Below are 14,191 nucleotides of genomic sequence, written 5' to 3'. Positions count from 1 at the left end.
ATTTTATTTACTTTAATGTCAATATAAACCTACATTTGTTACTCATGTTCATTTAGAAATCGTGTAAAGATCTATATCCCACCAAATTCATAAATAATCATTTTCAATTATCTGCCTTCCCATTGTGATAATTTTTCTTCCTTAAATTGCTTGAAATAACCACCTTCAATTGCGTCTCTTATATCTTTCATTAACTTATTATAAAAATACAAATTATGTAAAACGCATAATCTCATCGCAAGCATTTCCTTTGCTTTAAATAAATGTCTTATATATGCTCTTGTATAATTCTTGCATGTTGGACATTCGCAACCATCATCAATAGGTCTATCATCAAGTTCATATTTTGCATTCATAAGATTAAGCTTGCCTTCACTACAAAATACATTTCCGTGTCTCCCATTTCTGGCTGGAAGTACACAGTCAAAGAAATCCACGCCTCTGTCGACCGCTTCCAATATATTGCTAGGTGTACCTACTCCCATTAAATATATAGGTTTATCTTCTGGCAAATGTGGTACAACTGCATCTATCACTCTATACATTTCTTCATGAGTTTCTCCAACAGCAAGCCCACCTATGGCATATCCATCTAGATCCATTTTAGTTATTTCTTTAGCGTGCTTTATCCTTATATCTTCATAAACTCCACCCTGATTTATTCCAAATAGCATTTGTTCCTTATTTATTGTATCTGGCATAGAATTTAATCTATCCATTTCATTCTTACATCTTTCAAGCCATCTTGTAGTTCTTTCTACTGATCTTTCTACGTATTCTCTAGGCGCTGGATTTTCAATACATTCATCAAAAGCCATTGCTATTGTAGATGCCAAATTACTTTGAATTTGCATTGATTCTTCTGGTCCCATAAATATTTTCTTTCCATCTATATGTGAATTAAAATACACGCCTTCTTCTTTTATTTTTCTCATCTTAGCTAACGAAAATACTTGAAATCCACCTGAATCTGTGAGAATTGGTCTATCCCAATTCATAAACTTATGTAATCCTCCAAGTTTTTTAACCACTTTATCACTTGGTCTTAAGTGAAGATGATATGTATTAGAAAGTTCAACCTGGCATCCTATCTCCTTTAAATCCATGCTAGAAACTGCACCTTTTATAGCTGCTAATGTTCCAACATTCATAAATACTGGAGTTTGTATAGTTCCATGAGGAGTTTCAAACTGCCCTCTCCTTGCTTTTCCATCCTTTTTTAATAAAGTATACCTTTTACTCACAAGCGTCCACCTCTTAATTATATTTTTACGAAACTCAGCTACATTTGTTTACTGAGCAACTCTGAATTCTTTAAAGAAACTAACTTCCATTTAGTTGTTAGCTGAATTATAAAATCAATATCTATTTTCTAATTCATCCCATTTTATATTGAAACACTTGACTATGTCACCTCATCAATGTAATCAAAACTTTTATTTAATAAACATAGCATCTCCAAATGAGAAAAATCTATATTTTTCATTTACTGCTTCTTCATATGCATTCATAACATTTTCTCTTCCTGCTAAAGTTGAAACAAGCATTATCAATGTAGATTCTGGTAAATGGAAGTTTGTAATTAACTTATCCACTACTTTAAATTTATATCCAGGATAAATAAATATATTAGTCCATCCACTTTGTTCCTTAACAAATCCATTTTCATCACCAATAGTTTCTAATGTCCTTGTTGAAGTTGTTCCAACAGATATAACCGCATTTCCTCTTTTTTTAGTTTCGTTTATTATATCTGCACTTTCTTTTGAAAGCATATAAAACTCTGAATGCATTTCATGCTCCTCTAGAGATTCAACTTTTACAGGTCTAAAAGTTCCAAGTCCAACATGTAATGTTAGATATACTATGTTAATTCCTTTATTCTTTATTTCTTGCAATAACTCTTTTGTAAAATGTAATCCCGCAGTAGGTGCTGCAGCAGAACCATTTTCTTTAGAATACACTGTTTGATACCTTTCCCTATCTTCTAATCTCTCATGAATATATGGTGGCAAAGGCATCTCCCCAAGCGAATCTAGAACTTCCTCAAATATTCCATCATAGAAAAATTCAACTATTCTATTTCCGTTTTCTTCCACTTCAACAACTTCAGCTTTTAACTTACCTTCCCCAAATGTAAATTTTCTACCAACTTTTGCTGATTTACCAGGCTTTGCTAGGCACTCCCATCTATCCTTTTCAATTCTTTTAAGTAAAAGGAACTCAATTTTTCCGCCAGTACCTTCCTTTTCTCCAATTAATCTTGCTGGCATTACTCTCGTATTGTTTAATACTAAAGTATCTCCTTCATTTAAGTATTCTATAATATCATGAAATTTCTTATGCTTAATCTCACCAGTTTTCTTATCTAAAACCATAAGTCTTGATGAATCTCTTTGTTCCAACGGATGTTGAGCTATCAACTCTTCTGGTAAGTAAAAATCAAAATCTTTTACGTTCATTTATTTATCTTCTCCTAACTAACAGCTTATTCTTATTATTGACACTTCTAACAAAGTTAAACTTTTAAAAACTATATCAGTTGTTCAAAACTCAATTTTAAAGCACTTACTAATAAATCCCTACTTATCTATTTATCAAAAAAGCTACCTTGTACTTTCCCATTATTACTTTTGCTTTTTGAATTGTTTACTCTTCCAAGATGTTCATATGCCTTATCACTTGCTATTCTTCCTCTTGGTGTTCTTATTATAAAACCTTTTTGAAGCAAATATGGTTCATATACGTCTTCTATAGTTCCCAATTCCTCCCCTATAAAATAAGAAAGTGTTTCAATTCCAACTGGTCCCCCGTTAAAATTATCAATAATAGCTTCAAGTATTTTATTATCAACTTTATCAAATCCCTGATTATCAACTTCCAATAATTCTAAAGCCTCTCTAGCCTCTTTCAATGATACTAGCTTATTAGATTTTACTTCTGAATAATCCCTAACCCTTTTTAATAGCCTATTGGCAATTCTAGGTGTTCCTCTAGATCTCTTAGCAATTTCCAAAGCACCTTCTTCAGTAATTGTACAACCAAAAACCAAAGCGCTTCTACTTACTATCTCCTTAAGTTCTTCATCTGTATAATATTCCATGGCACAAAGCACACCAAATCTATCTCTAAGTGGAGATGTAAGCATTCCAATCCTTGTTGTTGCTCCAATTAGTGTAAATTTAGGAAGATCAATTCTTATAGATTTCGCTGTAGCACCTTTTCCTATAACTATATCTAAAGCATAATCCTCCATAGCAGGGTATAATATTTCCTCAACATTTCTATTTAGCCTATGTATTTCATCTATAAATAAAACATCATAATCTTTTAATGTTGTTAGTATCGCTGCTAAATCTCCTGCTCTTTCTATTGCTGGTCCAGAAGTAATTTTTAAATCCCCACCCATTTCTTTTGCTATAATATTAGCTAAAGTAGTTTTTCCAAGTCCAGGTGGTCCATATAAAAGTGTATGATCTAATGCTTCTTTTCTATTTTTTGCAGCTTTAATAAATATATCTAATCGCTCTTTTACTTTGTCTTGTCCTATATATTCATTTATTTTTTGAGGTCTTAAACTAAGTTCAGAATTAAAATCTTCTTGCATCTCAGATGGATTAACTATTCTTTCCAAAAAACCTCCCCCTTTTCCTATGAGTCATATATGTATTATTTTTTGCTATTTATGTCTTAGTATCTTTATCCCATCAACGCCTTTAATGCATTTTTAATGATATTTTCTACACTATCATTCTTATCTATCTTTTTAAGTACTGATTCTGCTTCCTTCTCACTATACCCTAGCGCAATTAACGCGCTTAAAGCTTCTGATAATGCCATAACATTCTCATTATCCTGTGCATCAATTTCCAAACTGCTATCCAATAATTCATCTGGCTTTAGTTTATCTTTGATCTCTAAAATAATTCTAGCTGCTGTTTTTTTGCCTATTCCCACACCTCTACAGATGTGTTTCTCATCGCCAATCATTATTGCATATTTTAAATTATTAACTCTGCTTATAGATAATAAAGATAATGCTGCTTTTGGTCCAACTCCACTTACTGTTAAAAGAAGCTTAAACATCTCTAGCTCTTCCTTTGAATCAAATCCATATAATCCAATAAAATCTTCCCTTACTATTTGCTCAAGGTAAAGCATAATCTCCTCTCCATTCTTTGGCATAGAGGACATTGTAGCACCTGATGTAAATATCTTGTAGCCTATACCGCTATTCTCTACTATTACATAATCTTTATTTATTCCAATATATTTACCTTTTATATATTCGTACATCTATTTTACACCAACTTTTCTATATCTATAACTGTATTTAAAATTCAGCTAAAAAACTAATTTCTACATTATTAAAACCTAACTTATACTTTATCATTTTCAGGCAAATCTTTCAACAATGTATTTTTTAATTAATAAAAGGCATGTAAGTATCAAATTACTAACATGCCTTTTATTAATTAAAATTTACCTATCAGATTTCCATTATGATAAAAATTCTGATAAGCTTTCTTCTGCATCGTCTTTTGAATTATATTCAAGCTCAAAATTCTTAATTTTGTCTTTATCTATCTCACTTAAGTTATCTACTTTTTTACTATTAGTATACACATCTTCGCTATTTTCAATTGATAAAGTTCCATTACCATCAGTTTTATATATTGCTAAAAAGCCATCTTTTTCTCCAATATAATATTTATTAGGTTTTACAGCTTTAGAAGCATCTCTTTTATAAGTCATTTCTCCATTAGATTCTACTTCTAATACATATCCCTTATCTTTTAATGCCTTTGATAATTCCGTTTCTGTTAAATTCTTATCTATATTTAATTCTTTCTTTAACTCTGATAATGTTAATTCTTTTTCTTTCTTTTCACCTGCATATAAATAAATTCTTATATTATCATTTAATTTATTATTTATTTCACTTGATGATACAGGATTATTTTTAGCATTTTTGTTGCTTATATACTTTTCTGAAAAATAATATGTTATAGAAAATATAAGTGCTAATGCTAATGTCATACCTATAAATAATTTCTTTTTATTTACCATAATAATCACTCCTTATCAAGGAGTATAGCCATTATTTCTATATTTATACAAAAATTTTCTTTCAATGTTCAAATTAAGTATCTGTATAAAGTATTTACCATTTAAGAGTGATTGCCCATCAACTTTTTCTAAAAGCATGTTTTATGGCACTTATTAATATAATCCATGTTATTTTGAAACAATTCCTATAATGTATAATAGCATTTATTATCAACACGAATACTATTAATTCAATATAGTATAATAGTACTGTTACTATTGGCTTTGCATTCATCCACTTCATATCTAAAAACCTTGAAGTTAAAAATGATAATCCGAATATAACTGCACTAAGAATTATAAGTCCTTTTATCATTCCCTTAAAATCTTCATGACTTGGTGCTATTCCACTTATTAATACTAGAAATAAAAATATAGTTATTATACCTTCTTTACTCACTATTATTCTTGGATCTAGTATTCTAGATATATCAGCAACTTTATCTTTCAATACAAATTTACTTTCTATAAATATGAATAATGGTATATTTATTATGACAGGTGCTATAGCTATAAGAAATTCCTTAATGCTAATTAAAAATGGCATACTGCTTCCAACTCTTGATCTTATAAATCCCGGCCTGTTTCCTTTTGGCAAAAGTTGTACTTGTTCTATTTTAGCAAGACACAAAATTGCAACCAATAAATGTGCAAGTTCATGAGCCGGTGTACTTAAAGCATATATAAATTTAGCCACTCCTGCATTTATACTACTCAGTGCTCCTTGAAAAACCGATTGTATAAATCTCAATACATAGTAATACGAAAAATATATCAATAAAAAAATACCCACTGACTTAATTGCTGTTTCCATTTTAACAACGCCCCCACTATCTTACTCTATTTATAAAACCACATTTTTTGCATAATTCCTCTACTGCCTTTCTTCCAGAAAAACCATTATATATGTCTATAGCTCTTTTTGAACTTAGAATTTCTTCTAATGTATTGTCAAAGATATTACCAAGTGCTATACTACCATCACTATCTAAACAACAAGGCACTACTGTTCCATCTACTAATATTCCCACTTGATCTCTAAGCCCATAGCAGAAGACTCTTTCTCCTAACTCCTCAACTTGCAATGATGGCCACTTAAATTTCTCTCCCATACTAAGATATACATTATTTTTTAGTTTAAAACTATTTTTTTCCTTTAAACTTTCTCTCAAACTGGATTTTATTTTGAAACTTTGTTCAAGAAATTCAAAAATATCAATATTCATGCTATTACTAGCAGTATACTTTGTATCTAAATTCCACAACCTTAAAGAAGTTATTATATTAGTTTTTTCACTAGCTTCTTTAACAAATTCAATTATATTATCTATATATTTACTAAACTCAACATGTCCCTCATTCGCTTCAAAGCTATGAAGCGAAATATTAACTTGCCTTAAAGCATTTGAACTAAGTAACACATCTTTAACTTCATTTATTAAAGTTCCATTAGTAGTTATATTAACCTTTAATGAATTTTCATTGCTTATATCCAAAAAACTCTTTATATTTTCATTTAAAAATGGTTCTCCCATTAGATGAAAATATACATAATCAGTATGTAATTTCACGCTATTTACGATATGTTGAAAACTTTTCTTATCCATAAACTTAAGTTCCCTATTTGTTTTAGGGCAAAAATCGCAACTTAAATTACACACATTTGTTATCTCTATATAAATCTTTTTAAATTTCTTCATTAAATTATTACTCCAATCAATACATTTAGATAAAAATAAAATATATTTTATATCTCAAACTAGTATATATTTTAATCCCCGCCTTTGCAAGAAAATCACTGCTTTCTTAAAATTATTTTACAATAAAAATTCCACCTAAATCTAATATAAAATTTAGATGGATATACGAATCAGCTTATATTAAACATTTTAATTATAATAATCAATTATTACCTTTACAAAAGATAAAGAGCAAGTGAATCTTACTAACTCCACTTGCTCTTTCTTAGTTACTGATTTTAACGTTGTCCGCCAACTGGGTACGACCGTCTGTCGTACATTGCTACCGGGATTTTTCCGTTGCCCGTCACCAACTGTATATCTCTTGAGATACACTCTTCTGCCGGATTGAAGTGTCAGTACACTAAGATAAATTAAACCTTTATCTTGATTTAATTATATCTCATTTCATCATTAATTGCAATAGTTTTTTGAATTTTCTGAATAATTGTAATTTTTATAATAAAATCCATATACTAGATTTAATGTGAATATGTTTTCTTTTATATTTAATTACAAGTGCAATTTTATATAATTATTCTCTTAACTTTTATTTATCTATCCAAATATATAAATAAAGGTTAATTTATAACTACTTTGGTCCCCCTAGGTATATTATCATAAATCCATTTAGCATTTTCTTTAGCTAACCTTATACACCCATCTGATAGCTTCATACCTAACCTTCCATCTCTAACTGATCCATCCAAATTATAAATTATTGAATGAAATAAATAATTCCCTTTAAACTGTGTATAATACCAACACTTGTATCCTTTATTTACGCCAAAATAGAGTCCCTTTATCCCAACCTTGTAAGTTCCTTTAGGTGTTGGTGTTGAGGCTTTTCCCAAGGTGCACAAATAGCTATTAATTATGTTCCACTTATTTGTGCTTCCTTTAAAAATATTCACTTTAAAGCTTCTAGTATCCACCCAAATCAAGTAGTTGGTTTCACTAGAATAATTCTTAGAATTTACATAATCTGCAGAGCTAATACGTTCACTCGACATATCTGCTCTAATACCATTTTTTTTAATCCTAATACCTCTTAATACTTTAGATAAAATTTTTTTCATAATTAAAATCCTAATTTAGTAATACATATTAATATATGTATTATATATTAATTTTGATTTCTATTATTCTAAATGTTCCACTCTATATCCAATTTCTTTATTTGCTAGTCGATAACCTTCCTTAATCATTTCAACCTCGCTAATTTCGTTACCAAGTAAGCTGTCTATAGTAATCTGATTCCTGTTACTAAAGTATTTACTTAAAAGTTTCTCTTCTATTTTTTCTTGAGATGCCAAAGTATAGTCATCTAAAATATGCTTAACATTAAATCCATTTTCCCTTAATGATCTTCCAACTAATATACTCCTATGACACCTTATAGGATCCTGCATAGCTCCAAGAAGTACAATATTATAACCTTTCTGACATCCTGTTTTTAGCCTCTCAATTCCTCTTAAAAAATCTTCTTCCATAATTACCTTTTCAAAATCAGAATATCCTTCCTTATTATAAGAGTTTTTATCTTGTCTTTGAGCCGCAAGTTCTTTAGCCATATATATGTATATAAATCCTTCTTTTTTTAAAGTTTCAGCTATTGTTTCCTTATTATATTGAACATTATATTTCGAATACGGAGTTCCTCTTATATCTACAACAGTATCAATATCATAAGTCTTTAGCATATCTATTAATTTCTCTATAGAATAGTTAGAATGTCCTATTGTGTATATGTACATTTACTTGAACTCCTCTCTTTATTATATTATTTTTTCTTTGCCTTCAATTATACCTTGCTCTTTCCTTAAAATTCTCTTAATACAAACTTTACTTCTATCTTATTCACAGCTTTTTTAATTTCTTTGATATTTTAAATCCTATCTATAAAAATATAGTAACATAAAAACTACTTAGAAAATAAGAACATATCTATAATAATGTAGTTCAAAATACACGTTCCAATAAAAAATATATATCTACCTATAATTAATAAAGCTTATACAATATCTTCATTATGGTAATAATCACTAAATGGAGGTGTTTTAATGATTACTTTTATAAAAAACTATTCTCTTAAAAATATAAAAATAAAATTTTTAGCTCTATATATCCTGAATGTTACAGACATAGTATTTACTATTTTACTCTTAGATACTGGTTTTTACGTAGAAGCAAATATTTTCATGTTAGAAGTAGTAAAAAGTCCAACTATAAGTTTTTTATTAAAAATATTAGCTCCTGCAGTTCTTTTTGTATTCATATATTTTAGAATGAAAGATGCAACTAATAAACAACTAAAGTACTGTAATTACTTTATTAATGGAAGTATCATATTCTATGGTTTAATAAACACATTTCATATTATCTGGTTTGCATTATTGCCTATATTTATTTTCATATTTTAATTTGCTAACTCTTTTGAAAATCAATATCTAATTCTCTAAATATATATTTATTATATTAATTAATATATTCAGTTTTCTATCTTAAGCCCTTTATCTTGGTGCTTTTCTCTTAGTGTTAAAATCTAGCTTTTCGTAAATACACCATAGTAAGTTTATTAAAAATATAATTAACAACTAGAAATATTTTCAATTAATTGAACAACAAGAAAAGAATATATTCTTTATTTTTAAAAATGAATTTCTTTTAGAGACAAAATTCATTTTTTATGTTATAATTCAAAATGTTGCTAAGTAATCCTAATAATTTGCAACAAGAAATGATAATAATGTCATATTTAATATTATTTTTATTCAAATTTTAAACTAAGGAAGGATAATTTACTATGAAGAAAATTAAATTTGGTCTAGCATTACAAATTCTTGCAGGACTTATACTTGGAATTATAGTAGGTGGATTTTTTTATGGAAATCCAGCTGTTGAGGCATATTTAAAGCCTATTGGAGATATTTTTATTCGTCTAATAAAAATGATTGTAGTTCCAATCGTCTTTTCATCACTTATAGTTGGTATTGCTGGAGCGGGAGATATTAAGCAGGTTGGAAGACTTGGAGGAAAAACTCTTCTTTACTTTGAAGTAGTAACAACTATTGCTATTGTATTAGGACTTTTAATTGCTAATGTATTTCATCCAGGTACAGGAATAAATATGCAAGAGCTTGCTAAATCTAGCATTGATTCTTATGTAAGCACTGCAGAAAATGTAGCACATCATAGCTTTGCAGACACATTTATAAATATTGTACCTACTAATATTTTTGATTCACTTACAAAAGGAGACATGCTTTCAGTCATTTTCTTTTCTGTTATGTTCGGTCTAGGAGTTGCTGCAATTGGTGAAAAAGGGAAACCTGTTATACAGTTCGCCCAAGGAACGGCTGATGCAATGTTTTGGGTAACAAATCAAATAATGAAGACAGCTCCTTTTGGAGTATTCGCTTTAATTGGTGTGACAGTTTCTAAGTTTGGACTTTCATCTTTAATTCCACTTGGAAAACTAATAGTTACAACTTATGGTTCAATGATTTTATTTATATTACTAATATTTGGACTAATTGCAAAATTAGTTGGGACAAGTATCTTTTCAATCATAAGAATTTTAAAAGACGAACTTATACTTGCTTATAGCACAGCAAGCTCAGAAACAGTTTTACCTAAAATCATGGAGAAAATGGAGAAATTCGGATGTCCTAAAGCTATTGCAACTTTTGTAGTACCAACAGGTTATTCTTTTAATCTAGATGGTTCTACTCTTTACCAAGCTATTGCCGCAATATTTATTGCACAATTATATGGTATTAATTTATCAATACCAGCTCAAATTAATTTAATGCTTGTATTGATGCTTACTTCAAAAGGTATAGCAGGCGTGCCAGGAGTATCTTTTGTAGTTTTACTAGCCACTCTTGGTTCTGTTGGAATTCCAGCCGAAGGCCTAGCTTTTATAGCTGGAATAGATCGTATACTTGACATGGCTAGAACTGTTGTAAATGTATTAGGTAATTCTCTAGCAGTTGTTGTTGTATCAAAATGGGAAGGAAAGTATAATTCTATAAAGGGCAAAGAATATATAAAATCCATAAAGAAAGCTGCTTAATTCTATAACAAAAAAGTGAGTGTTTATCTAGAAATTATTTTCTAAATTAACACTCACTTTTATTTTTATATTCTATTGTCCTGGATTAATTGTTATCTTTATTTCTGCTTTTAATATAATTATTATAGATAAGTTTTTACTATTACCTACAACTTATCTATAATCTTTTTCTGTATATATCTAATTACATCGCCTCTACTAATAACTCCTACTACTCTTCTTTCTTTATCTATAACCGGTATCTTTTTAAAGTTATGTTTTGAGAAAATAGACAAAACCTTTTCCATAGTATCTTCTGGAAAAACACAGAAAATATCTTTACATTTTGCAATAGTCATGATATTAGTATCCTTTATCATTCCAATTTCTTCTTCTAATTCTTCCTTTTTAAGATAAAATACATATGAAATTAAATCATACATTTTTCCTTCTTTAGGATTTATGCTTCTTATTATATCACCATCACTTACAATACCCGAAAGTATTCCCTTGTTATCTACTATTGGTACTCCGCCTATTTTATTGGTGACTAATACCCTCATGACATCTTTAATAGTATTTTCTTTACTTACGGAAATTACATCAGTAATCATAAAATCCTTTACTTTCATTATTCTATCCCCTTTAATCAATTTACTTTATAAGTATTTTCTTATTTGTCTATCAAATTCATTAGTAAAATTTTATATTATTTTTATATTAATATCTTTTTAATTTATATATATCTATTATTAAATAACACATTCCTCTATTATAGTTTAATTTTTTATATCATCTTCTAGTTCTCATAAATAATGTTAAAAATATAGCAATAACAGCTATAGCTCCAGTTACAGAAATAGAATATGCCATAGCATCTACAGATGCTTGTCCTTGAATAATTTTTGCCAATTGAGATAGTGCCATAACTTTAGAAGTTTCTTGTGAAAAACCTTCATACATATATGATTTTGTTAGTGAATTTATAGTTCCTACTGCTGTTTTATTGTAGATATTTATTTGCTCTGCAAGTTTTGAATAATTATAACTTGTTTTCGATTGTATTATTACTGTCATTATGGTTACAGCAAGAGAACTTGCCACCTGTCTTATAGTGCTATTCAATGCTGATGCTCTTGGAATCATTTCGCCTTTTACTACATTCATACCAGCAGTGCTAATAGGCATCATAGCTATTCCTAATCCAATAGATCTTATACAGTTAATAAATATTATTGATTCCTTGCTAGAATTCATGCTTATAGCTGTTGACAACTTAAATGTAGCTAGTGCTAATATAATAAGACCTGGTATAACTACAGGTTTAGCTCCGAATTTATCATAAAGCGTTCCGCTTAATGGCATCAAAGCCCCCATAACTAGTGCTGATGGAAACATGATAAGTCCCGCCTGCATCGCAGTATATCCCCTTACATTCTGCAGAAATAAAGGCAATACATATGACCCTCCCATTAATCCTATAGTTAACACAGTTATTATAACTAAGCTCATACTAAAATCAAATAGTTTGAGAACTCTCAGATCTAATAGTGGGTCTGGATGTGTAAGTTCATTAACCACAAATAATATGAGGCTTAAACTCCCCAACGCTACTAACATTGGATTTATCATATCACCCCAATCAATTGAGGATCCTTTTCCAAGTACATATAACAAACTTACCAAACCTACTGTAGATGATAAAAATCCTACTATATCAAATGCCTTAAATGGTTTCATAGGTTGGCCTTTTAAAATAATCATCCCCAACAATACTCCTATTATTCCTATTGGGATATTTACTGTAAAAATTAATCTCCAATCCATTTTTTCTATAATCAGTCCACCAAGAGTTGGTCCTATAGCAGGTGCGGCCATAGCTGCTATTCCATAAACTCCAAGTGCAAGTCCTATCTTTTTTCTTGGAAATACAGAATATATTATACTCATGCCAACAGGCTGCATCATCCCTCCTCCAATAGCTTGAAATACACGAAATGCTATCATACTAGAATTGCTCCATGCAAATCCGCATAACGCAGACCCTATTGTAAAAATCGCCAATGCAACTATATATACTTTTTTAGCGCCAAAAATATCTTGAAGATATCCTGTTAAAGGAATAATTGCTCCAAGTGCTAATGTATAAGCTGTCATTACCCACTTCACATCATCTAATCCTACTCCAAATACAGACATCATTTTAGTTAATGCAACATTAATTATACTACTGCTTAGTACCGACATAAATGTACCAACTATGATAACTATCATTGCTAACCATGGATTTGCCTGTTCATTACTATTATCCTTCATTCTTTGTTCACCCCGTTGTTTAACATATTACTAGACATTAAATAGGCTAAAACATTTACATACTCCTGCTTCTAAGTTACTTAAGCTTCCTTATACGTCTCTTCTCATTAATTTATGACTTTTTATCATATCTACGATTTCGAGAATATAAGTTACACCATGAAACTTACTTAAGTATAAGTTACACTGCGTAACTTGTCAATGAATTTTGAGTAACATTTAGTAACTTGTAAGTTTATGATTCATTTGCTATGATGTAATTGTCAATTAGTAAGGAGGTAAAGAAATGGAATTTCAACGTGCTCGAAACGAAGAACAAAAAAGCATTAGGCGTGAACAAATCATAGAGGCTACATTAAAGCTATATGAAAGAGAGCCCTTAGAAAAAATCACACTTGCTTCAATTGCTAATGAGTTAAATTTTTCAAGAGCAAATTTATATAAATACGTTTCCACTAAGGAAGAAATTTTCCTATGGATATTAAGTTCAGATTTAGAAAAATGGGTAAAAAAGACATATGATAAACTTAAAGATTATGATCAATTAGAACTTAAAACTTTTTGTCTGTTATGGTCAGAACAAATGTATGAAAATCAGCGTTTTTTAAAGCTATTCTCAATTTTAGCTTCAGTATTAAGAAGTAATGTGACAACAAAATCACTGGAGATATTGAAGCAAGATCTTGCTAATAGCTTTGGTAAATTAAATTTGATTACTAAAAAATTTATTCCTAACCTGACAGAAGATGAGCTTAAACTTTTTAATGAATATCAGATTTATTATGCCTCTAGTTTATATTCTCCGGCAGTATCCTCTAAAAACCAACGTCAAGAGTTTCAAACTGTTTCACTACTAGAAGCCCCACCTGATTTTGTTTCGCGTTTTGCAGGATATCTTGAAGTAATTATATTGGGTCTTCAAGCGAAAAATAAATAATATTTATTTTATAATTCTTGTATATAAGTCAAA

14 protein-coding genes are annotated in these 14,191 nt (G+C 29.4%); 3 read left to right on the top strand and 11 right to left on the bottom strand.

Annotated elements, in window-relative coordinates; genetic code table 11:
• Positions 1-107 precede the first annotated feature (107 nt).
• The 9 genes from tgt to AXY43_RS22755 all read right to left on the bottom strand — a co-directional run bounded on the left by tgt (position 108) and on the right by AXY43_RS22755 (position 8,605).
• Complete coding sequence (gene tgt, locus AXY43_RS22795; RefSeq protein WP_011968861.1) at positions 108-1,244, bottom strand: tRNA guanosine(34) transglycosylase Tgt; 1,137 nt, start codon at positions 1,242-1,244, stop codon at positions 108-110.
• A gap of 192 nt (positions 1,245-1,436) precedes the next feature.
• Complete coding sequence (queA, locus tag AXY43_RS22790; protein WP_011968860.1) at positions 1,437-2,462, bottom strand: tRNA preQ1(34) S-adenosylmethionine ribosyltransferase-isomerase QueA; 1,026 nt, start codon at positions 2,460-2,462, stop codon at positions 1,437-1,439.
• 128 nt (positions 2,463-2,590) lie between these two features.
• Positions 2,591-3,634: a Holliday junction branch migration DNA helicase RuvB gene (gene ruvB / locus AXY43_RS22785; RefSeq protein WP_017208829.1), complete on the bottom strand. Its 1,044-nt coding sequence runs from the start codon at positions 3,632-3,634 to the stop codon at positions 2,591-2,593.
• 65 nt (positions 3,635-3,699) lie between these two features.
• Positions 3,700-4,296 carry a Holliday junction branch migration protein RuvA gene (gene ruvA / locus AXY43_RS22780; protein ID WP_023976285.1) on the bottom strand — a complete coding sequence of 199 codons (597 nt, stop codon included), beginning with the start codon at positions 4,294-4,296 and terminating at the stop codon, positions 3,700-3,702.
• A gap of 204 nt (positions 4,297-4,500) precedes the next feature.
• On the bottom strand, positions 4,501-5,070 hold the full coding sequence (locus tag AXY43_RS22775; protein WP_023976286.1) for a hypothetical protein: 570 nt from the start codon (positions 5,068-5,070) through the stop codon (positions 4,501-4,503).
• A 118-nt stretch (positions 5,071-5,188) separates the two neighbouring features.
• Entirely contained in the window at positions 5,189-5,923 is a 735-nt protein-coding gene (locus AXY43_RS22770; RefSeq protein WP_105412205.1) for a hypothetical protein, read from the bottom strand.
• Positions 5,924-5,939: 16 nt separating this feature from the next.
• A complete protein-coding gene (locus AXY43_RS22765; RefSeq protein WP_105412204.1) occupies positions 5,940-6,809 on the bottom strand; it encodes a radical SAM/SPASM domain-containing protein in 870 nt (289 codons plus the stop codon).
• 620 nt (positions 6,810-7,429) lie between these two features.
• Positions 7,430-7,927 carry a L,D-transpeptidase gene (locus AXY43_RS22760; RefSeq protein ID WP_105412203.1) on the bottom strand — a complete coding sequence of 166 codons (498 nt, stop codon included), beginning with the start codon at positions 7,925-7,927 and terminating at the stop codon, positions 7,430-7,432.
• A 63-nt stretch (positions 7,928-7,990) separates the two neighbouring features.
• Positions 7,991-8,605: a DUF488 domain-containing protein gene (locus AXY43_RS22755; protein ID WP_023976291.1), complete on the bottom strand. Its 615-nt coding sequence runs from the start codon at positions 8,603-8,605 to the stop codon at positions 7,991-7,993.
• A gap of 306 nt (positions 8,606-8,911) precedes the next feature.
• On the opposite strand from AXY43_RS22755, the gene AXY43_RS22750 reads away from it, so the two are divergent.
• Entirely contained in the window at positions 8,912-9,271 is a 360-nt protein-coding gene (locus AXY43_RS22750) for a DUF5658 family protein (RefSeq protein ID WP_039772866.1), read from the top strand.
• 383 nt (positions 9,272-9,654) lie between these two features.
• On the top strand, positions 9,655-10,926 hold the full coding sequence (locus tag AXY43_RS22745) for a cation:dicarboxylate symporter family transporter (protein ID WP_017208821.1): 1,272 nt from the start codon (positions 9,655-9,657) through the stop codon (positions 10,924-10,926).
• Positions 10,927-11,072: 146 nt separating this feature from the next.
• On the opposite strand, the gene AXY43_RS22740 is transcribed toward AXY43_RS22745, so the two are convergent.
• Positions 11,073-11,537 (bottom strand): CBS domain-containing protein, encoded by a 465-nt coding sequence (locus tag AXY43_RS22740; RefSeq protein WP_017208820.1) that lies wholly within the window; start codon positions 11,535-11,537, stop codon positions 11,073-11,075.
• 160 nt (positions 11,538-11,697) lie between these two features.
• Positions 11,698-13,221 (bottom strand): DHA2 family efflux MFS transporter permease subunit, encoded by a 1,524-nt coding sequence (locus AXY43_RS22735; protein WP_023976357.1) that lies wholly within the window; start codon positions 13,219-13,221, stop codon positions 11,698-11,700.
• A gap of 286 nt (positions 13,222-13,507) precedes the next feature.
• Here AXY43_RS22735 and AXY43_RS22730 point away from each other — a divergent pair, with 286 nt between their 5' ends.
• On the top strand, positions 13,508-14,158 hold the full coding sequence (locus AXY43_RS22730) for a TetR/AcrR family transcriptional regulator (RefSeq protein WP_011968849.1): 651 nt from the start codon (positions 13,508-13,510) through the stop codon (positions 14,156-14,158).
• Positions 14,159-14,191 lie beyond the last annotated feature (33 nt).

Origin of the sequence: Clostridium sp. MF28 (genome assembly GCF_002969175.1) — a bacterium.
In the GTDB taxonomy this organism is placed as follows: domain Bacteria; phylum Bacillota; class Clostridia; order Clostridiales; family Clostridiaceae; genus Clostridium; species Clostridium beijerinckii.
Note: the sequence above shows the minus strand (reverse complement) of the source record. Positions and strands in the feature narration are given on the sequence as shown.